Annotated in this window: 18 protein-coding genes; 17 read left to right on the top strand and 1 reads right to left on the bottom strand. The window is 31.8% G+C overall.

The features are described from left to right. The first annotated feature begins 120 nt into the window (after window positions 1-120). From AXE80_RS02190 to AXE80_RS02135, 12 genes are all read left to right on the top strand, one after another. The gene (locus tag AXE80_RS02190; protein ID WP_157359325.1) at window positions 121-375 is read left to right on the top strand and encodes a hypothetical protein; all 255 of its coding nucleotides are present in this window, start codon (window positions 121-123) and stop codon (window positions 373-375) included. Window positions 376-412: 37 nt separating this feature from the next. Then, window positions 413-1,591, top strand: a complete 1,179-nt coding sequence (locus tag AXE80_RS02185; protein WP_068824270.1) for a hybrid sensor histidine kinase/response regulator — start codon at window positions 413-415, stop codon at window positions 1,589-1,591. A gap of 91 nt (window positions 1,592-1,682) precedes the next feature. After that, window positions 1,683-3,128, top strand: a complete 1,446-nt coding sequence (locus AXE80_RS02180) for a RimK family protein (protein WP_068824269.1) — start codon at window positions 1,683-1,685, stop codon at window positions 3,126-3,128. A gap of 2 nt (window positions 3,129-3,130) precedes the next feature. Further along, window positions 3,131-4,357, top strand: coding sequence for a carboxylate-amine ligase (locus AXE80_RS02175; protein ID WP_068824268.1), 1,227 nt, complete (start codon window positions 3,131-3,133; stop codon window positions 4,355-4,357). A gap of 3 nt (window positions 4,358-4,360) precedes the next feature. Continuing rightward, on the top strand, window positions 4,361-5,062 hold the full coding sequence (locus AXE80_RS02170; RefSeq protein ID WP_068824267.1) for an N-formylglutamate amidohydrolase: 702 nt from the start codon (window positions 4,361-4,363) through the stop codon (window positions 5,060-5,062). 431 nt (window positions 5,063-5,493) lie between these two features. Beyond that, window positions 5,494-5,790: a GIY-YIG nuclease family protein gene (locus tag AXE80_RS02165; RefSeq protein ID WP_068824266.1), complete on the top strand. Its 297-nt coding sequence runs from the start codon at window positions 5,494-5,496 to the stop codon at window positions 5,788-5,790. A 363-nt stretch (window positions 5,791-6,153) separates the two neighbouring features. After that, on the top strand, window positions 6,154-6,996 hold the full coding sequence (locus AXE80_RS02160) for a bifunctional helix-turn-helix domain-containing protein/methylated-DNA--[protein]-cysteine S-methyltransferase (protein WP_157359324.1): 843 nt from the start codon (window positions 6,154-6,156) through the stop codon (window positions 6,994-6,996). Continuing rightward, entirely contained in the window at window positions 6,997-7,596 is a 600-nt protein-coding gene (locus tag AXE80_RS02155; protein ID WP_068824264.1) for an alpha-ketoglutarate-dependent dioxygenase AlkB family protein, read from the top strand. It begins immediately after the preceding gene. A 485-nt stretch (window positions 7,597-8,081) separates the two neighbouring features. Continuing rightward, window positions 8,082-10,901, top strand: a complete 2,820-nt coding sequence (gene uvrA, locus AXE80_RS02150; RefSeq protein WP_068824263.1) for an excinuclease ABC subunit UvrA — start codon at window positions 8,082-8,084, stop codon at window positions 10,899-10,901. Window positions 10,902-10,957: 56 nt separating this feature from the next. Then, the gene (locus AXE80_RS02145) at window positions 10,958-11,677 is read left to right on the top strand and encodes an LOG family protein (protein ID WP_068824262.1); all 720 of its coding nucleotides are present in this window, start codon (window positions 10,958-10,960) and stop codon (window positions 11,675-11,677) included. A gap of 41 nt (window positions 11,678-11,718) precedes the next feature. Continuing rightward, a complete protein-coding gene (locus tag AXE80_RS02140; protein ID WP_157359323.1) occupies window positions 11,719-14,484 on the top strand; it encodes a M1 family aminopeptidase in 2,766 nt (921 codons plus the stop codon). An 83-nt stretch (window positions 14,485-14,567) separates the two neighbouring features. After that, entirely contained in the window at window positions 14,568-17,024 is a 2,457-nt protein-coding gene (locus AXE80_RS02135; RefSeq protein ID WP_068824260.1) for an alpha-ketoacid dehydrogenase subunit alpha/beta, read from the top strand. A 28-nt stretch (window positions 17,025-17,052) separates the two neighbouring features. Here AXE80_RS02135 and AXE80_RS02130 read toward each other — a convergent pair whose 3' ends face one another. Further along, the gene (locus tag AXE80_RS02130) at window positions 17,053-18,324 is read right to left on the bottom strand and encodes a DUF2851 family protein (protein WP_068824259.1); all 1,272 of its coding nucleotides are present in this window, start codon (window positions 18,322-18,324) and stop codon (window positions 17,053-17,055) included. An 80-nt stretch (window positions 18,325-18,404) separates the two neighbouring features. Between AXE80_RS02130 and AXE80_RS02125 the strand changes: the two genes are divergently transcribed. From AXE80_RS02125 to AXE80_RS02105, 5 genes are all read left to right on the top strand, one after another. Next, the gene (locus AXE80_RS02125) at window positions 18,405-19,034 is read left to right on the top strand and encodes an NAD(P)H-dependent oxidoreductase (RefSeq protein ID WP_068824258.1); all 630 of its coding nucleotides are present in this window, start codon (window positions 18,405-18,407) and stop codon (window positions 19,032-19,034) included. Continuing rightward, window positions 19,034-20,488, top strand: coding sequence for an aminoacyl-histidine dipeptidase (locus tag AXE80_RS02120; protein ID WP_068824257.1), 1,455 nt, complete (start codon window positions 19,034-19,036; stop codon window positions 20,486-20,488). The genes AXE80_RS02125 and AXE80_RS02120 overlap by 1 nt, the downstream gene beginning before the upstream one ends. Window positions 20,489-20,624: 136 nt before the next feature. Beyond that, window positions 20,625-21,386: a ParA family protein gene (locus AXE80_RS02115; RefSeq protein ID WP_068824256.1), complete on the top strand. Its 762-nt coding sequence runs from the start codon at window positions 20,625-20,627 to the stop codon at window positions 21,384-21,386. A 5-nt stretch (window positions 21,387-21,391) separates the two neighbouring features. Then, window positions 21,392-22,288: a ParB/RepB/Spo0J family partition protein gene (locus tag AXE80_RS02110; protein WP_068824255.1), complete on the top strand. Its 897-nt coding sequence runs from the start codon at window positions 21,392-21,394 to the stop codon at window positions 22,286-22,288. After that, a complete protein-coding gene (locus tag AXE80_RS02105; RefSeq protein ID WP_206208134.1) occupies window positions 22,278-22,841 on the top strand; it encodes a DUF5683 domain-containing protein in 564 nt (187 codons plus the stop codon). The genes AXE80_RS02110 and AXE80_RS02105 overlap by 11 nt, the downstream gene beginning before the upstream one ends.

Raw genomic sequence — 22,841 nt, 5'->3', positions numbered from 1 at the left:
GAATTATTTTTTAAAGCATTAGCCAAACAACTTAGTTACACTGAAACTGAAAAAGAAATTAATCATCCCGCTAAAAAACAATCAAATAAACTGACTCCAGAAGAGTTAGAAAAACTCCCGTTGTTTATTAAAGTTATAGATAAAGATTTCTTACCTAATTTCTCTTTACTAATAGAGAATCAAGTAATTAATGATATGGAAACTTTTGGAAAAAAGTTATTATCTGTTTCTAAAAAACACAATATATCAACAATGATAACATACGGAGAGAATATTTGTGAATATGCCGATAATTTTGAGTTTGACAAACTAATGAATAACCTAAAGAAATTCCCCAAATTAATTGAAGATTTAAAAAAACAAATACAAAACTAATTCTTATTTTCACCTAAAAAACAACCACCTTTCATCCATGGAGACTCTTGAAACTAAAAAACCAAAAATATTAATTGTTGATGACCAACAAAAAAACATTCAGGTATTAGGGAGTTTACTAAAGGCGGAGCACTACATTATTGGAGTTGCTATGGATGGGGAACAAGCCATAAATACACTATCTAAATCTACTGACTACGATCTTATTCTCTTAGACATCAATATGCCGGTTATGAATGGATATGAGGCTTGCATTCAGATAAAAGCAAATGATGCCCTAAAAGATATTCCTATCATTTTCTTAACAGCCATGGCTGATAAAGAAAGTATTCTTAAAGGTTTTGAAGTGGGTGGACAGGATTATATATCTAAACCTTTTAGCTCTCAAGAATTACTTTCTAGAGTAAAAACCCATTTAGATTTAAAAATAAGTAAAGATCAACTAAAGGATATCAACAACCACTTAGAAGAAAAAGTTAAAGCAAGAACAAAAGAGTTAGAAATAGCCAAATTAAAACTAGAAAAATCTAATCAAGAGTTAGAGAATTTAGATGCTGCTAAAAATGATTTCCTTGCCATTATTAGTCATGAAATCAACACTCCACTTAACGGAATTTTAGGATTTATTAATGTATTAAAAGATGAATTAAAAACTTCTGAACTTATTGAGTTTGTAAATCTTTTAGATGAATCTGCCAATCGCCTTTTATCATTTTCAAAATTAAGTTTAAGGATTACAGAGTTACGAACTAAAAAAAATATTTTTAAAAAAACTCCTATCCAATTAAAACAAGTTTTTGGATTAACTGAACTTAAATTATCTAAAAAACTACAAGCAAAAAATATCAACCTAAAAATAGACGGTAACGTTGATGATCTTATTATCAATGGAGATCCTGCGCTGATATTGTATGCCCTAGAAAACATTATTAAAAACGCTATTGAGTATTCAGAAAAAAGCGGTGATATCATCATAAAAACCGAAACTGAAAACAAAAAAACTATTTGTTCTATTATTGATGAAGGTAAAGGTTTTAGCGAATATGCATTAAAACATTTATTCCAATTATTTGCCTCAGGAAAAGAACATACCGATAAAAAGAAAGGTCTTGGTTTAGCCTTGGTAAAATTAATTATGGAAGTGCATAATGCCGAAATTAATGTAATTAACAACCCAGACAAAGGAGCCACAGTAAGCCTAATTTTTAACCACTAAAAAAAATTACTGTTCCTCATACTTTTTTTAAAATCATATTATTTTTTAATATACATTTATCCCAAAATTAAAATGATATGAACACCCTTAAATGAACAAGTATATTGTTGTAAATCAACCTGAAAAATGGAATTTTTCGATTGACACAATTATTGTTATTTCTCCTCAAGAATACCTTACCAACCCCAAATATGCCTTGCAAAAAAAAGCAAGAATATTTAACCTTTGTAAAGATTACAGCTATCAATCTAAAGGATATTATGTTTCTTTATTGGCAGAGGCTCGTGGACATTTGGTATCGCCAACCGTTAAAAACTTAGTAGATTTAAAAACCTTAAAAATTGTTAGAATTTTATCTGATGAATTTGATAATGTTATTCAACAAAGTTTAAAAAACATTAAATCTAGAGAGTTTACTTTAAGTATTTATTTTGGTCAAAACGTTGCTCAAAAGTACAAGGAATTAAGCAGCTTGTTTTACAAGCATTTTCAAATTCCGTTTGTGCGTGTAAACTTTGTTTTTAACAACAAGTGGCAAGTACAAAGCATTAAACCTATTTCCGAGGCAGAAATTCCTTTGGAACACATGGAAGATGTGCAAATTTTTGCCAATCAATATTTTTCTAAAAAACGTTACGATAAACCTAAACTAACCAAATACGATTTTGATTTGGCTATTTTAATAAATCCTAACGACCCTGCTCCTCCTAGCAATACCAAAGCCATTAAAAAGTTTATGGACATTGCAGAGAAAATGCATATTTATACAGAAGTTATTCAGCCTAAAGATTTGTCTAAACTCACTTCTTTTGATGCTTTGTTTATTAGACAAAGTACCGAGGTAAATAACGAGGCATATATGTTTGCTCGCAAGGCACAACAAGAATCTATGGCCATTGTAGATTATCCTGATGCTATTTTAAAATGCTGTAACAAAGTGTACATGGCAGAAGCTTTACAAAATGCCAACATTGCAACTCCAAAAACAGCTATTATACATAACGATAACAAAGAAAAAGTAATTGATACCATTGGTTTTCCTTGTGTGTTAAAAGCTCCCGATTCTACCTTTTCTTTTGGGGTTAAAAAAGCAACTTCTAAAGAAGAATACAACACCATGGTTGGTGAAATGTTAAAAGAATCTGACTTAATTATTGCTCAAGAATTTTGCCCATCAGATTACGATTGGAGAATTGGCGTTTTAGATGGTGAACCATTTTTTGCTTGTAAATATTACATGGCCAAAGGTCACTGGCAAATTTACAACTGGAAAGCCAAAAAGAAAAAGGAACAAGACGGATTATCAGAGTGTTTACCTATAGAAAAAGTCCCTAAAAAAGTCATTAACATGGCAGTTAAATCTGCCAAATTAATGGGAAAAGGGTTATATGGAATAGACATCAAAGTAATCAACAATCAACCTATGGTGATTGAAATTAACGACAACCCCAATATTGATGTAGGTGTAGAAGATGAATATTACGGAGATGTAATCTATACCAAAATTTTAACAGCACTTAAAAATCGTTTAGATTAAAAATGAAAAATGCTTATCATTTATTTGAAGTATTCGGTATTGAGCTAGAATACATGATGATTGACAAATCTACCTTTAAAATTACTCCAAAAGTTGCAGATTTACTAACTGCAAAAAACGGAGAGTTAAAAGATGATATTGATAACGGAGCCATTGCTTGGAGCAACGAGCTAGTTGCTCATGTGGTTGAAATTAAAACAAATGGCCCAACGGATGAGTTGAATGGCTTGGCTGATGCATTTCATCAAAATATTATAGAAATCAACAAGTTACTAGAACCTTTGGATAGTGAATTGTTAGGAACCGCTTGTCATCCTTTAATGAATCCTTTTACCGAAACCAAACTATGGGAACACGGTTCTAATGATATTTACGAACGTTACAACACTATTTTTGATTGCAAGGGTCACGGATGGAGCAACCTACAAAGTATGCACATCAACTTGCCTTTTGCTAATGATGAGGAGTTTGAAAAACTACATGCTGCTATTCGTATTTTGCTACCTATTCTTCCAGGATTGTGTGCTAGTTCACCCATTTTAGATGGAAAATTTACAGGTTTTAAGGATAGTAGATTAGAGAGTTATAAAACCAACCAGAAAGAAATTCCTGTAATTGCTGGTAAGGTAATCCCTGAACAAGTTTTTAGTAAAGAAGCTTATGAAATTGGAATTTATCAGCCTGTAAAAAAAGCTATTGAACCTTTTAACGAAGATGGAATTTTAGATTATCATTTTGTAAACTCAAGAGGTGCTATTGCTAGGTTTGATAGAAATGCCATCGAAATTAGAGTGATTGATATTCAAGAATGTCCAAAAGCCGATATTGCCATTGCCGTATTGGTGATTGAAGTTTTAAAATTATTGGTCTACAATCCTTTTACTTCTTTGTCATCACAAAAAGATTGGCATCAAAATGAGTTAGCTAGTATTCTTAACAGAATTATTAAAGATGGAGAGAATTATGAAATCACCAACTTTGGTTATTTAGAAGAATTAGGTTTAGGAGATCATTCTTTGGTCAAAGATGTTTGGCAACATTTATATGAACATGTAAAAAACAATATCGCTCCACATTACAGAGAAGCCATAGAAATTATTTTATCTAAAGGAACTTTAGCAACTCGTATAGAAAAAGCTTTGGGAGATGATATTACTCCTGAAAACATTTCTGTTGTTTATAAAAAATTAGCTGATTGTTTACAATCAAACATTTTATTCGATATTTAAAGCATGAAATTAATTCTTTCTTGTGAACACGGAGGAAATCAAATTCCTTTAGCCTATGACAAACTGTTTCAAAAACATGAAACAGTTTTAAAAACACATAAAGGTTACGATCCTGGAGCTTTAGATTTGTTTAAATTCTTAAGGCCTTTAGCGGTGTATTATAAAAGTAACGAAATCAGTCGTTTGTTAATAGAACTAAATAGGTCTTTACATCATCCTGCTTTGTTTTCGGAATACACAAAATCTTTAAGTAAAAAAGAAAAACAAGTTTTAATTAAACAATACTATTTGATTTACAGAAGTAAAATCACCCAGCAAATAGAAAATATTTTAGATTGTAACAAACCTGTTTTTCATTTATCTATACATACGTTCACTCCTGTTTTTAGAGGAGTTTCTCGTAAATGCGACATTGGTATTTTATACGATCCTGCTAAAGAATTAGAAAAAACCATTGCCAAACAATTAAAAGCAGAACTAAAAAAAAGAGCTCCTGAATTAAATGTACGTTTTAACTATCCTTATAAAGGAGTGAGTGATGGATTTACCAAAACCCTCAGAAAACAATTTCCGGAAAAATATGCTGGAATTGAATTGGAAATCAATCATAAGTTTGCCATTCAAAACCAAATGGGCGATGATTTAAAACAAGTGATGTATGATTCTGTACAAGAAGTCCTAAAACAAAATATTTCTAAAAGATGAAACGCTAAAGTTTCATCTTTTTTGATTTAATACCTTCTCGATACTTCGTTTGTTTTCGTTTCGCTCCAACAAACGCTACTCGAAGTGACATTAACATCCACAATGTCAGTTCGAGTAGCGTTAGCGTGTCGAGAACTTTGTCTGTTAGAATAGAAAAACTAAAATATTACAAAAGAAATCTCTCTATAAAAAACACTTCTCGATACTTCATTTGTTTCCGCTTCGCTTCAACAAACTCAACTCGAAGTGATATCAAAACTACAATTAATATTAACGTATTGAGAACCAATGTCAGTTCGAGTGATTTTATGAAGTGGAACGAAATAAAATTGTATCGAGAACCTTGTCAGTTCGAGTGGATTTCTGCAATGTAATGAAAGAAATTTGTATCGAGAACAACTATCAAGAAAATTCAGTAAATTATCATCGCTATGATTTACTACGTTTATATATTACACTGCTCAGACAACACCTATTACACAGGTATTACTAACAATTTAAACAAAAGAATTGAAGAACATCAAAGTGGAAAAAATTTTAACTCATATACTTCAAGAAGATTACCTGTACAATTAATGTTTTATTGCACATTTACCAATGTAGAAGTTGCTATATCAAAGGAAAAACAAATAAAAAAATGGTCTAAAGCTAAAAAAGAAGCATTGATTAATAATCAGTTTGACAAACTCCCTAATTTCGCTAGAAAGAAATTTCCTAATAAAAAGTAACTTCTCGATACTTCATTTGTTTCCGTTTCGCTCCTACAAACTCAACTCGAAGTGACATCATAACCTCTTTAAACACGAAACAAAAATGTCAGTTCGAGTAGCGTTAGCGTATCGAGAACTTTGTCTGTTAGAATAGAAAACTAATATATTACAAAAGAAATCTCTCTATAAAAAACACTTCTCGATACTTCGCTTGTCTCCACTTCGCTCCTACAAACTCAACTCGAAGTGACATTAACATCTCTGTTGTCAGTTCGAGTGATTTTTGAGGAACGAAAAAATTGTTCCCGAAACTTCGGGAGAGAACAAGAATCGGGTTTTTAAATTCCACAAGGAAAGTTACATTTGTAAGAACTCATTATAATATCAATGGAAAAGAACAGCAATTATCAAATTATAGAAAAAGCCATTGCTTTTATTGAGCAACATAAAAATGAACAACCAAGTTTAGAAACTATTGCCGATTTGGTAAACCTAAGCCCTTCTCATTTTCAAAAAACATTTACCCAATGGGCAGGAGTAAGTCCAAAAAAGTTTTTGCAATATTTAAACATTCAACATGCAAAAAACTTATTAAAAGAACCTAAACAAACCCTATTTGATACTGCTATAGATACTGGATTGTCTGGTACAGGAAGATTACATGACTTATTTATTAATATTGAGGGAATGACACCCGGAGAGTATAAAAACCAAGGACAAAATCTCACTATTTATTACCACGACTACCCTAGCGTTTTCGGAACTATTTTAATTGCCAATACCCACAAAGGGATTTCCCATATTTCTTTTATAGATGATTTAGAAAAAGATATTCAACTTTTAAAACACAGACTCCCAAACGCAATCTATAAAAACGAAAATCATCCGCTACAAAACCAAGCAGTCAATTTATTTAAACACCCTTTAACTAGTAAAACACCATTACAACTACATATTAAAGGAACTGATTTTCAATTAAAAGTTTGGGAAGCTTTGTTAAAAATACCTTTAGGAAAATTAAGTACTTATGGAAATATTGCCAATCAAATAGAAAAACCAAAAGCTAGTAGAGCCGTAGGAACTGCCATTGGTAATAATCCCATTGCTTTTTTAATTCCTTGCCACAGGGTGATTCAATCCACAGGTGTTTTTGGAAATTATATGTGGGGAACTGCTAGAAAAACTTCTATCATTGGCTGGGAAGCTGCTAAAACAGAACAATAAATGGATTTATTCAACCCCACACCTACCAATCTTTTACCTTTTGATGGAGAAGTATTTTATTACCCAAATATCATCAACTTGGCAAGTGCACAAAAATATTTTCAAGATTTATTAGATAACATTGATTGGAAAAATGATGAAGCCATCGTCTTTGGAAAGCATATTATTACAGATAGAAAAGTAGCTTTATACGGAGATACTGATTTTTTATACAAATATTCTAACACTACTAAAAAAGCGCTACCATGGACAAAAGAACTTTTAAACCTTAAAAAATTGGCAGAAGAAAAATGTGATATTTCTTTTAACGCTTGTTTGTTAAATTTATATCACAACGGACATGAAAGCATGGGTTGGCATTCAGACAACGAAAAAACTTTAGGCAACCAACCAGTGATAGCTTCCATTAGTTTAGGAGCAGACAGAAAATTCTCTTTTAAACACAAAATCACCAAACAAACAATTTCTTTGGTCTTAGAAAAAGGAAGTTTATTAATTATGAAAGGTGACACGCAAACAAATTGGTTACACAAACTACCTCCTAGCACTATTATTAAATCCCCTAGAATTAATTTAACTTTTAGAAACATTGTAAACTAAAATACTTCTCGATACTTCGTTTGTTTACGCCTCGCTCCTACAAACTCAACTCGAAGTGACATTAAAACTACAATTAATATTAACGTATTGAGAACCAATGTCAGTTCGAGTGATTTTATGAAGTGGAACGAAATAAAATTGTATCGAGAACCTTGTCAGTTCGAGTAGCATTAGCGTATCGAGAACTTTGTCTTTTAGAATAGAAAACTAAATCTCTCTTTAAAAAATACTTCTCGATACTTCGTTTGTTTCCGCTTCGCTCCAACAAACGCTACTCGAAGTGACATAAACTACAATTAATCTTAATGTATTGAGAACCATTGTCAGTTCGAGTGATTTTATGAAGTGGAACGAAATAAAATTGTATCGAGAACTTTGTCTGTTCGAGTAGCGTTAGCATATCGAGAACCAACTTTTAAACTTTAAATCTTAAACCTTGAACATAAAACTATAAATCTTAACTTCGTGCTTTTGCAAAAAAACACATGGCAACAAACGAGTACATAGAAGTTTTAGGAGCTAGAGCTCACAATTTAAAAAATATTGATGTTAAAATTCCACGAGACAAGCTAGTAGTTATTACTGGATTAAGCGGAAGTGGAAAATCATCTTTGGCTTTTGACACCATTTATGCTGAAGGACAACGTAGATATATTGAAACTTTTTCTGCCTATGCTCGTCAGTTTTTAGGTGGATTAGAAAGACCTGATGTTGATAAAATTGATGGACTTTCTCCTGTGATTGCCATAGAACAAAAAACCACCAACAAAAGTCCACGTTCTACTGTAGGAACCATTACAGAAATATACGATTTTTTACGTTTGTTATACGCTCGTGTTGCCGATGCTTATTCGTATAACACCAACGAAAAAATGGTGAGTTATTCTGATGAGCAAATCAAAGAATTAATTTTGCAAGATTTTGATGGTGAAAAAACGTTGATTTTAGCTCCTGTAGTAAAATCTAGAAAAGGTCATTATCGTGAATTGTTTGAGCAAATTGCCAAGCAAGGTTTTACCAAAGTTCGTGTTGATGGAGAAGTTTTAGACATCACCAAAGGCATGAAAGTAGACCGTTATAAAACTCACGATATTGAAATTGTGATTGATCGATTAGTGATTAATGATGAACAAGAAAAACGTTTAGAAGAAACCATAAAAACTGCCATGTACGCTGGTGATGGTGTTTTAATGGTGATGAAGTTTAACGAAAAAAATGCTCGTTATTTTAGTAGAGCCTTAATGTGTCCTACTTCTGGAATTTCTTACCCTTTGCCTGAACCAAATTCATTTTCTTTTAACTCGCCAAAAGGGGCTTGTCCTAAATGTAAAGGATTGGGACATTTAGCAGAAATTGAACTAAAAAAAGTAATTCCAGATAATAGTATTTCCATTAGAGAGGGTGGAATTATTCCTTTAGGAAAACAACAAAACACTTGGATTTTTAAGCAACTGCAAACCATTGCTAATGCTTATCAATTTAGTTTAGAAGATCCAATTGCCAACATTCCAGAAACAGCCATGGATATTATTCTAAATGGTGGTAAAGAATTTATACAAGTAAAAGCCAAAGTAGCCGGTGTTACCAAAAGTTACGAAATAGATTTTGAAGGAATTGTTTCTTTTATAGAAAGTCAGCATAAAAACACAGACTCTAAAAGTATTCAGCGTTGGGCTAAAGATTTTATGAATGATGTTGTTTGTAGCGAATGTAACGGAAGTCGTTTACGCAAAGAATCTCTTTATTTTAAAATTGATGGTTACGATTTAGGAGATTTAACCTCAATGGATATTAAAGAATTGGCAGATTGGTTTTCTAAAATTGATGCCAAATTAAGCAACAAGCAAAAAACCATTGGAGCAGAAATCACCAAAGAAATAAGAACTAGAATTCAATTTTTATTAGATGTTGGATTAGATTATTTAACACTAAACAGAACATCAAAATCTTTATCAGGAGGAGAAGCTCAACGTATTCGTTTGGCAACTCAAATAGGTTCTCAATTGGTTGGAGTCCTTTATATTTTAGATGAACCTAGTATTGGATTACATCAACGAGATAATGAAAAACTAATCAACTCTTTAGAACAATTACGTGATGTAGGAAATTCTGTTTTAGTTGTAGAACACGATAAAGACATTATGGAACGTTCAGATCATGTCATCGATATTGGTCCTGGTGCAGGAGTTCATGGTGGACAAATTGTAAGTCAAGGTTCTTATGATTTATTTTCTAAAGTAGAAACCTTAACGGCTGATTACCTAACAGGAAGAAAAAATATTGAAATTCCTAAAAAACGTAGAGAAGGAAACGGAAAAGAATTGGTGTTAAAAGGAGCTACAGGTAATAATTTAAAAAACGTAACCGCTCATTTACCATTAGGAAAATTGGTTTGTGTTACAGGAGTATCTGGTAGCGGAAAATCTACCTTAATTAACGGAACGCTCTACCCTATTTTAAATGCACATATTTACAACGGTGTTAAAAAACCTCAACCTTATAAAAGTATAGAAGGTTTAGAGCATATTGATAAAATTATAGATATTGATCAATCTCCTATTGGTAGAACTCCTCGTTCTAACCCAGCAACCTACACCAAAACTTTTGATGAAATTAGAAGTTTATTTGCCAAAACACCAGAAGCCATGATTCGTGGTTACAAACCTGGTCGTTTTTCTTTTAACGTAAAAGGAGGTAGATGCGAAACTTGTGAAGGTGGTGGAATGAGAGTGATAGAAATGAACTTTTTACCCGATGTACATGTAGAATGTGAAACCTGTCAGGGAAAAAGATTCAATAGAGAAACCTTGGAAATTCGTTACAAAGGAAAATCTATTTCTGATATTTTAGAAATGACCATTAACGAAGCTGTGACCTTTTTTGAGCATATTCCAAAAATTTACAGAAAAATTAAAACCATCAAAGAAGTTGGTTTGGGTTATATTACCCTTGGACAGCAATCTACCACTCTATCTGGTGGAGAAGCACAACGTATTAAACTAGCTGCAGAATTATCTAAAAGAGATACCGGAAACACTTTTTACATTTTAGATGAACCTACTACAGGATTACATTTTGAAGATATTAGAGTTTTAATGAATGTGATTCAAAAATTAGTAGATAAAGGAAATTCTGTATTGGTCATAGAGCACAATATGGATGTGATAAAACTCGCCGATCATATTATTGATATTGGTCCCGAAGGTGGTAAAGGTGGAGGTAAAATTATTTGTACCGGAACCCCAGAAGAAATAGCACAACATAAAAAAAGCTATACGGCTCGATTCTTGAAGAAAGAACTATAACTCATGTACTATTTTTCGTATCTTAACATGAGTTAACTTATTAAAAATATTACAGAATGACCGAGAAGGAAAAAGAAGACGAAAGAATCTATAATAAATTTGAACAAAAAGACTGGAACGAAATAAAATCTAACGACTCTTGGGCAGTATTTAAAATTATGTCTGAATTTGTTGATGGTTACGAAAAACTAGGAAGAATAGGCCCTTGTGTATCTATATTTGGATCTGCAAGAACAAAACCAGGAGATAAAAATTATTTACTTGCCGAAGAAGTTGCTTTTAAATTAACCAAAAGTGGTTTTGGAGTAATTACAGGTGGTGGACCAGGTATTATGGAAGCTGGTAACAAAGGAGCTAACAAAGGAAATGGAGTTTCTGTTGGATTAAACATAGACTTACCTTTTGAACAACATAACAACCCTTGGATAGATAAAGACAAAAGCCTTTATTTTGATTACTTTTTTGTTAGAAAAGTAATGTTTGTAAAATATTCTCAAGGATTTATAGTTATGCCTGGTGGATTTGGAACTTTAGATGAATTGTTTGAGGCCATCACTTTAATCCAAACTAAAAAAATTGGACGTTTCCCTATTGTTCTCGTAGGTACTTCATATTGGAGTGGATTACTGGACTGGATAAAAGAACGATTGTTAGAAGACTACAAAACCATTTCTCCAGAAGATTTAAACTTATTTAGATTGGTAGATACCGCTGATGAAGCCGTAAATCACCTAAACAAATTCTACGAGAAATATCATTTAAAACCAAACTTTTAATGTTGAGATTTTTTTTCTGCATTTTTACTTTATTTACAACATTGAGCATTTACAGCCAAAACAACAAAGTGGCTATAGATGCTCAATTATTTGCTGAAAAAAACATTTTAAACATCAACCAAAAAATTACCTATTACAATACTAGTAAAGATACCCTACACGAAATTGTATTAAGAAATTGGGCTAATAGTTACAAGGACAGTGAAACTCCTTTAGCCAAAAGATTACTAGAAGATTACAAGACTGATTTTTATTTTTCTAAAGATGAGGACAGAGGATATTCGCAAATCAACAGTATTAAATCAAAAAAAGAAAACCTTACCTATCATTCTCCTCATCATCAAAAAGATATAATTTACGTTAACTTAAAAAAATCACTTAAACCAAAAGACAGCGTAACCATTGCTTTAAAATATGTGATTAAAATTCCCAACGCTAAATTTACAGGAAGCGGTAAAAAAGATATGGATTACTATTTGCAAGATTGGTACATATCACCTGCTCCTTACGAAAACAATTGGGTGTTAGATTCTCACAACAATTTAAATTACCAATACAACACTCCTACCAATTATCACATCAAACTTAAAGTACCTATTGGCTATCAAGTTCACAGTGCTTTTCATCAACAAAAAGAAATAGGAAGTGATTTTTTAAACTACAAACTAACAGGTAAAAACTTTGTAAAAGCTAATATTAGCATTACTTTTTTAAAATCTTATTTAAAAGTACAAACAGATAAAGTTAACGTCATTACCGATTTTGTTTCAGAAGATTTTGATACTACTATTCAGGAAGAAAAAATGCATCAAATGATTAGCTTTTTAGAAAATCATTTAGGAGAACTCCCTCACAAACAAATTCTTATAGAAAAAGAAACTTATAATCAAAACCCAATATACGAACTAAAGTATTTACCCAAAATACTACATCCTTACAAGGAACAATTTACCTGGGAACTTAAATTTTTTAAAACTTTAAGTGCTGAATATATCAATCAAATGATTTTAAACGATAAGTATAAATACTATTGTTTTACCGAAGGATTGGAAGTTTATTTGTTTACCAAATACGTTGAAGAAAACTATCCTGATTCTAAATTAGTAGGTAGATTGGCAAATATTTGGGGATTAAAATCTATGAATATTGCCAAAAGTAAATTCACCGATAAATTTTCTATAGTACATCAAATTACGGCTAGAGAAAACTTAGACCAAAGTTTAGACACCCCTTTAAAAGACTTGTCTAATTATAACAAAAAAGTCATCACTCCATACAAAGCAGGACTTAGTTTTATTTTTTTAGAAAACTATATTGGGCAAGAAATTCTACAAGATGCCATAAAAGAATACATCCATCAAAACTTAAACAAAATCAGTGACCCAAATGATTTGATGACTATTTTACAAAAAAATAGTACTAAAGATATTTCTTGGTTTATGGAAGAATGGGTAGAATCTAATAAAAAAATAGATCATAAAATTAGTAAAGCTACTTTTAAAAAAGATAGTGTTTATATCACATTAAAAAACAAGAGGAGTATTAAAACTCCAGTGTCTATTTACGGTTTAAAAAACAATGAAATTAAAAGTAAAACTTGGACTGATGGATTTGATGACACCAAAAAAATTGCCATTAAAAACGATAACCTAGATAAGGTTATTTTAAACTATGAAAACGATTATCCTGAAATTAACAATCGTAACAACTGGAAAAATGCCAAACCAAAATTGTTTGAACGTCCTTTAAAAGTAAAACTCTTAAAAGATTTAAACGACCCAAATGCACATCAAGTTTTTTTAAATCCGGAGTTTGCTTATAATTTTTATGATGGGGTTATTTTGGGGGTTGGAATTCAAAACAAAGCCTTTATTCGCAAAAACTTTGAATACAAACTAAAACCAACCTACAGTACCGCTAGTGGAACTTTAACTGGTGGATTTAATTTTTCCTACACTGTTTACCCTGAAAAAACCAACATTTTTGATGTTAGTTTTGGAATGAGCGGAAGTAATTACCACTATACCAAAGACCTTAATTACAATGTATTTTCTCCATATTTCTCTATTGATTTTAAACAAAAAAATATGAGAGCACTGGGAACTAATAGAATAACTGCTCGTTTTTTAGGCATTCATAAAGAGGTAGCAAAAGGTACAGAACAAACAGATGAAGACAAATATCAACTACTAAAAGTAGCCTATGATTACAGAAAAAATCAACTGATTAACGATTATAAATTAAACATTAGCACCGAGGTTGCTACTAAGTTCTCTAAATTAACTACCGATTTTAGATATCGACATTTAACCAATACCAAACGACCTGTTGAATTTAGATTTTATGGAGGAGTATTTTTAAGAAACACCTCTACTTCTGATTATTTTAGTTTTAATCAACATACAGCCAACGATTATTTATTTGAACTTCCTTACTTAGGAAGATCGGAAACTTCTGGACTGTTAACCCAACAATACATTAGATCTCAAGGAGGATTTGTTACCCAAAACGAGCCTGGTTTTTCTAACCAATGGCTTACGAGTATCAACACTAGTATTGGAATTATTAGATGGGTAGAAGCCTTTAACAATATCTCATTATCCAAAAGTAAAAACGAATCTGCTTTTTTTGATTATGAAGGAGGAATAAGACTAAACTTTATACCTGATATTTTAGAATTTTATTTACCTATCTACAACAAAGAAGGACTTTTAACCAAAGACGGCCAGTACTTTAAAAACATCAGATTTACAGTTACTTTAAAAGCTCAACCACTAATTAAGTTCTTTAAACAGCAGCTGTTTTAAATCACTAAAACGCTATCTTTTTGTTAAGCTTTATTATCCCAGTAGAAATACCTAACTTTACGGCCTAAAACAGCTATAAAAACATGTCTATTACTGTTGATTCAAAAAACGAGCAAGAACTTACATTCAACCAATTTAGAGAGGAAATTTTAAATGATTATTACATTGCCGTTCTAAGTCGCGAATGTAGTTTGCTAGGTAGAAAAGAAGTCTTAACAGGAAAAGCAAAATTTGGAATTTTTGGTGATGGTAAAGAATTACCACAAATAGCCATGGCCAAAGCTTTTGAAAAAGGAGACTGGCGCTCTGGTTACTACAGAGACCAAACTTTTATGTTGGCTTTAGGAGAGTTAACTCCACAACAATTCTTTGCTGGACTATATGCCCACACAGATATTAAACACGAACCTTTTGCTGCTGGTAGGCAGATGGGAGGACATTTTGCATCGCATAGTTTAGATGAAAATGGAGCGTGGAAAAATTTAACCGAGCAGTATAACACCGCTTCGGATGTTTCTTGTACAGCAGCACAAATGCCAAGATTAGTAGGTCTTGCTTATGCATCTAAATTATATAGACAAGAAGCCTCGGTACAAAAAGGATATGAGAAATTTAGTAAAAAAGGAAATGAAGTCGCTTGGGGAACTATCGGTAACGCTAGTACCAGTGAAGGTCATTTTTTTGAAGCTATAAATGCTGCAGGAGTTTTACAAATTCCAATGGTGGCTAGTATTTGGGATGATGAATACGGAATTTCTGTTCATCAAAAACACCATACTACTAAAGAAAATATTTCTGAAGTTTTAAAAGGTTTTCAAAGAGATGATGAAAACAAAGGGATAGAAATTTTTAATGTAAAAGGTTGGGATTACTCTAGTTTGATTGATGCATACACCAAAGCATCACAAATTGCAAGAGAAGAACATGTTCCTGTAATGATTCATGTTTCTGAAGTAACACAACCTCAAGGACACTCAACTTCTGGATCTCACGAACGATATAAAAGTGAAGAACGTTTACAATGGGAAAAAGATTTTGATTGTAACAAAAAAATGCGCGAGTGGATTTTAGATTTTGATCTATCTACCGAAGACAGAATATTAAAAATAGTTGAAAACGAAGACGAATTAATTGCTATTGAAAAAAGAGCTAAGCAAGAAGTTTCTGCTGCTAAAAGAGCTGCGTGGCAAGCTTTTCTTAAGCCTTTAAAAGTAGAAGAAAATAGTCTTTTAACCATTTTAGATAAAGTTTGCGAAGAAAGCATCAACAAAAACTTTATTCAAAAACTTAGAAACGAACTTGAAGCCATGGCAGAAGTTCACCGTAAAGATATTTATGGTACTGCCAGAAAAGTTTTAAGTTATATACGTGAAGAAAACATACCGAGTAAAGCCATCTTGCAAAAATGGTTGCAAAAAAACTTGCCAATTGCTCAAGAAAAATACAGTTCAAAATTATTAAATGATTTTGGTAAAGGTGCTTCTAGTATTCAAGAAGTCCCTCCTACCTATAATAATGAAAAAGAAATTGTAGATGCAAGAATTATTATTCGTGATAATTTTGAAGCATTATTAAAAAAACACGACAACCTATTTATTTTTGGTGAAGATGCAGGTAAAATTGGTGATGTAAATCAAGGATTAGAAAGTTTACAAGATAAATTTGGAGAATTACGTGTTGCAGATACTGGTATTAGAGAAGCAACTATTATGGGGCAAGGAATTGGAATGGCTTTAAGAGGTTTACGCCCTATTGCCGAAATTCAATACCTAGATTATATTTTATATGCTGTTCAAACTTTAAGTGATGACTTGGCTTGTTTACGTTACAGAACTTACGGTAAACAAACAGCTCCATTAATTGTTAGAACAAGAGGACATAGATTAGAAGGTATTTGGCATTCTGGTTCTCCAATGGCTTTAATTTTAAGTTGTTTAAGAGGAATGCATTTATTGGTTCCAAGAAACATGACCAAAGCCGCAGGTTTTTACAACACCTTATTACAAACTGATGAACCTGCCATTGTAATTGAAAACTTAAATGGTTACCGTTTAAAAGAAGAAAAGCCTAACAACTTAGGAGAATACTTAACTCCTATTGGATATTCTGAAACTATTAAAGAAGGAACAGACATCACTTTAGTTTCTTATGGTTCTACCTTAAAAATAGTGATGGAAGTTGCTCAAAAAGAATTGGCTCAAGTAGGAATTAATGCAGAAGTTGTAGATGTACAAAGTTTAATGCCTTTTGATTTAGATCACAATATTTCTTACAGTGTTTCTAAAACTAACCGCTTAGCAATTATTGATGAAGATGTTCCGGGAGGAGCTTCGGCCTATATTTTACAAAAAGTAATAGATGAACAAAATGCTTATCAATATTTAGATAGCAAACCTATTTGTATTTCTGCCCAAGAGCACAGACCTGCCTATGGTAGTGATGGAGATTATTTTTCTAAACCTTCACATGATGATGTTTTTGAAAGAGTATATGCTATTTTTCATGAGGCAAATCCAAGTAAGTTTCCTAAATTGTATTAACTGATTTTTGAGTATTTATAAATAATTATCAACTTTTCATCAACTCAATACCAACAGTACATTCGGCACAACGCTCTTTGTCACAATATTCTTTTTTAAGGGTCAACAAAGCCTGTGTTTGCAATGCCGAATTGGTTTTAATACCTAATTGATTAAACTTACTGATGATATTGTTTTTTTCTGGCGGAATTTCATACATCAATTCTAACAAAAAAGAATCATCTTCTCCTTGGGTTTTAGCATGTAAAAATAAAACCGGAATCACCACATTCATCAATAACAAATCAACAAAACCTTTACTTATTTGTTTAGGCGATTTTTTTGAAGGCTTATCAAAATGATAATGCTCTTGCCAATAATCATCAATCTTAACCTTAAACAAATCTTTATAATCATTAAGTTTATTGCCTAAGCTTAAAATTTTATCAAATACAGCAAGATGTTCTTCGTAAAAAGCAATTAATTGAGCCAGTCTAATTGTTGGAAAGTTTTGAGGTCTACAACCATAAAAATGCAATTGAAATTTTTTTAAATCATCTAACCTATATTTTTGTTTTTGATAAGCAAACTCCTTTTGTAAACTTTGATAATAAGCGTCTTCTACTTTATTACTTTCTAACAACCCTAACAATCCATATAAAAAAGAATGAGTGGTTTTATTTACCATTTGTTTTCTAATCACGGAAAAATCTACCTGAGCAAAAGCTCCTAAAAACAATTGTCCATTTAGGTTTCCTCCAAAATATTTTGCCAAAGTTAAAAACAAAGTTGCCTCCCAATCTTTACCGCATTTTTTATAAACACTAGCAACATCATCAACCTTTCTTTCCAAACGCTCTACATAAACACGTTCTAGCCAATTGTTAATTTTAAAAGCATCTATTTTCTTTAGTTTATGTTCGCAAAAAATCCATTGTTGCGGAACTTCCATCAAACTTCTGTAGTTTTTCAAAATATTTTTAACAATACAATCTTTTAACTCTAAAGTGGGAATTTCATTGCTGTGCTCATCAAAAACCTCAACATCATGCTCATAAACCACATGTAGAATTACGTTGTTATAATTTTTATCTTTTTGATGTTGATGCGCATACCAATCAGAAGATTTTACATGAACTTCAATATTTCCTGCCCATTTTTGCTCCTCAATTTCAATTAGTGCATTGCTAAAATCTGGACCTTGTAATTTATTTAAAAATCCTGTTTTGTGAATTTTTAATTTTTCTCCCTTTACAGTACATAACTCTATACTGTTTAACAACTGTTGTTGCCAAACCAAATGTAAAAAAGACTCTTTCATAGCATTTTAGAATCTAAAGTTTTGAACGTTAAGTTAAAAAATAAATAGCTTATTTTTGCAACGGAATTAAGACACAAAACATGAATATTATTGAAAGCCTAGAATGGCGATATGCAACCAAAAAATTTGATAACACCAAAAAGTTATCAAAGGAGCAATTACAAACCATCAAGAAAGCTTTTAATTTAACAGCAACTTCTTACGGATTACAAACTTTAAGTTTGGTTATTGTAGAAACTCCAGAAATTAGAGAGCAATTATTGCCTCATGCTTTTAATCAAAAACAAATAATAGACGCCTCTCATTTATTGGTATTATGTTACCCTAATGATTTTGATGGAGCCAATGTAGAAGAATATTTTAATCGCGTAAAAAAGAAAAGAAATACGCCTGATGAAATTTTAAAACCATTTAGAGATTTTTTAATGAATGATTTTGATAGTAAATCAGAATTAGACAAGCACAAAACATTCATCCATCAAACCTACATTGCCTTAGGAAATTTATTAACCGTTTGCGCTTTAGAAAAAATTGATTCTTGCCCAATGGAAGGTTTTAACCCAGCTAAATTTGATGAAGTGTTAAAATTAAAAGAGAAAAATTTAAAATCGGCACTTTTATTGCCGGTAGGTTTTAGAGCCAAAGATGATTTTATGGCAAAAGAAAAAAAGGTAAGAAAATCATTATCAGAAATAATTATAGAAATCTAATGAATAACCCATTACAACATATAGAGCCCAAAGAAATTTGGGCTCATTTTAATTTAATCAATGCCATTCCAAGAGCTTCTAAAAAAGAACAAGCCATTTCTGATTTTATGGTTTCTTTTGGACAAAAACTTGGCCTAGAAACCAAACAAGACAAAGCACTAAATGTATTGATTAAAAAACCTGCAACTGTTGGATATGAAAACAGAAAAAAGGTGACTTTACAATCGCATTTAGACATGGTACATCAAAAAAACAACGATACTGTTTTTGATTTTGATACTCAAGGAATTGAAATGTTTGTTGATGGTGATTGGGTAAAAGCCAAAGGAACCACTTTAGGTGCCGATAATGGTTTAGGAGTAGCAGCCATTATGAGTATTTTGGCCGATAAAAATATTGAGCATTCTGAATTAGAAGCCCTATTTACCATAGATGAAGAAACAGGAATGACTGGCGCTTTTGAATTAGAACCTGGCTTTATTTCTGGTGATATTTTATTAAACCTAGATACCGAAGAAGATGATGAAATTACTATAGGATGTGCTGGAGGAATTGATGTAACTGCTACAAAATCTTACCATCCTACGTCTGTAAAGCCAAATAACACCTATTATCAAATTGTATTAAACGGTTTAAAAGGCGGGCATTCTGGAATGGATATTATTAAAGGTTTAGGAAATGCCAACAAACTACTAACCCGTGTTTTATTTGAGCTTCAAAAACACACGAATTTTCAATTGATTTCTCTACAAGGGGGAAACTTAAGAAATGCTATTCCACGAGAAGCTATTTGTATTATTGCTGTACAAAACACAGAATTATTTCAACAAAAGTTTAAAGAAATTTCAAAAATTATCAAAACGGAATGGTTGGTAAAAGAACCAAATTTAACCATAGATAATAAAGAAATAAACACAACAGAAAAGGGATTAAATAGTACAGATCAAACTCTTTTATTGCAAACTTTATACGCTTGTCATAATGGTGTTTATACCATGGATGCTAATATTACCGATTTGGTTGCAACATCAAACAATTTAGCCTCTGTTAAAGTAGAAAATGGAAATATGACCATTGCTTGTTTAACACGTTCTTCTATAGAAAGTGAAAAAGAAGATTTAAGCAATAAGCTAACCGCTACTTTTCAATTAGGTGGTTTTACTGTAACAACAGATGGTGCTTACCCTGGTTGGCAGCCCAACCCAAATGCAAGTATTTTACAGACTATGGAAAATATTTATCATCGTCTTTTTAACAACAAGCCTCATGTAAATGCTTGTCATGCTGGATTGGAATGTGGTATTATTGGAGAACATTACCCAAATATGGAAATGATTTCTTTTGGCCCAACCATTCGTGGAGCTCACTCCCCTGATGAAAGAGCAAGTATTAGTTCAACTCAAAAGTTTTGGCGTTTTTTAATAGAGATTTTAAAAAATATTCCAAACAAATAAACACTCATAAGAAACATTGGCAATTAATAATGACATTTATTTATTCCACATCCGCAATATTAATTGTTGATATCTTAACTTTCATCAACTCACAAATAATTGTACTTTTACGTACATTATAAACAGCATCTATTACATGGGAAAAATTATTGCTATTGCTAATCAAAAAGGAGGTGTTGGTAAAACAACTACCTCAGTAAACTTAGCTGCCTCTTTAGGAGTTTTAGAAAAAAAGGTTTTGATTATTGATGCTGACCCTCAAGCCAATGCATCATCTGGTTTGGGTATTGATATTGAAAGTATAGAAAAAGGAACCTACGAACTTTTAGAACATTCTTGTACAGCTGCCGAAGCTATTGTACCAACCAACTCACCTAATGTAGATATTATTCCTGCACATATTGATTTGGTTGCCATAGAAATTGAATTGGTAGATAAAGAAAATAGAGAATACATGTTAAAAGAGGCCTTAAAGCCTGTTGTTGATTTGTATGATTTTATTATTATTGACTGTGCTCCTTCTTTAGGTTTAATTACCTTAAACTCATTAACCGCTGCAAACTCTGTAATTATTCCAATTCAGTGTGAATATTTTGCTTTAGAAGGTTTAGGAAAATTATTAAACACCATTAAAAGTGTTCAAAAAATACACAATCCTTCTTTAGATATTGAAGGACTTTTACTAACTATGTACGATTCTCGTTTGCGTTTATCAAATCAAGTTGTAGAAGAAGTAAAGAAACACTTTAGTGATATGGTTTTTGAAACCATTATACAACGTAACATTCGTTTAGGAGAAGCTCCAAGTTATGGAGAAAGTATTATAGCTTATGATGCCACTAGTAGAGGGGCTGTAAACTATATTAACCTTGCTCACGAAGTGATTACAAAGAATTAAAACACATGGCAAAAGCAACAAAAAAACAAGCTTTAGGTAGAGGCCTTTCTGCATTATTGAAAGAAAACGACATGACTGTTCGCTCTGCCAATCATGAAAAAGCGACCGAAATTATTGGAAATATTATTGAATTAGATTTAAATCAAATTGAAGTAAATCCTTTTCAACCTAGAACTTATTTTGACGAAGAAGCTTTAAAAGAATTAGCAGATTCTATTAAGATTTTAGGAGTTATACAACCTATTACTGTTCGTAGAATAGACGATAAATTCCAATTGGTTTCGGGAGAAAGAAGGTTTAGAGCTTCTAAGTTAATCGGAAACAAAACCATTCCTGCATACATTCGTTTGGCTAACGACCAAGAGATGTTAGAAATGGCCTTGGTAGAAAATATTCAACGTAAAAACTTAGATCCTATTGAAGTTGCTTTGTCTTATCAACGTTTAATTGATGAAATCAACCTAACTCAAGAAGAATTAGGAGGTCGTGTTGGTAAAAAAAGATCAACTGTAACCAATTACCTACGTTTGTTAAAATTAGATCCTATTATTCAAACAGGAATGAGAGATGGTTTTGTTAGCATGGGACATGGTAGAGCATTAATTAACATAGACAATACCTTAACTCAGCTAGAGGTTTACGAAAAAATCTTAAAAGATGGATTATCTGTAAGACAAACAGAAGCATTGGTTGCTGACATGAAACAAGAAAAACCAAAAAAATCCGTTTCAAATACAACTCCTACTTTTGTAAATGAAAGTCAAGATAAATTTAATCGTTTCTTTGGGCAAAAAGTAGCCATTAGCGCCAATGCCAAAGGAAAAGGGAAAATTGCCATTTCATTTGGATCAGAAGAAGAATTTAACAAAATTAAAGCTTTATTAAACTTAGGTGATTCGTAACAAACTCATAATCGTCATATTTATTTTTACGACACAATTTTCTTTTTCGCAAGATCAAGAAGGTCAATTGTCTGTAGACAGTCAAGCCTTTTTAGAAGACACGGACAGTTACGACCCTTTAACTCCTGCAAAAGCGGCATTTTACTCTGCTGTTTTGCCAGGATTAGGTCAAGCCTATAACAAACGTTATTGGAAAATCCCTATAGTTTACGGTGCTTTAATAACACCACTTTATTATTACAGCATTAACGCTAAAGCCTATAACAAAACAAGAAAAGCTTTTAAACAAAGAGCTGCTGGCGAAAAAGATATATATTTCAATCTTTATTCTGACCAGAGTTTAGAAAATGCACAACAAGTTTATAGAAGAAATAGAGACACCTCTTTATTAACTTTTGTAGGTTTGTATGCTTTACAAATTTTAGAAGCCAGTATAGATGCACATTTGTTGCAATTTAACATATCAGATAAAATAACATTCGACCCTAAATTGATGAGAGACAATGTTTCTAATGACAATTATCTAGGGTTATCTTTAAATCTTAACTTTTAA

Origin of the sequence: Wenyingzhuangia fucanilytica, from assembly GCF_001697185.1 — a bacterium.
In the GTDB taxonomy this organism is placed as follows: Bacteria; Bacteroidota; Bacteroidia; order Flavobacteriales; family Flavobacteriaceae; genus Wenyingzhuangia; species Wenyingzhuangia fucanilytica.
This window is presented reverse-complemented; position numbering and strand designations above follow the sequence as displayed.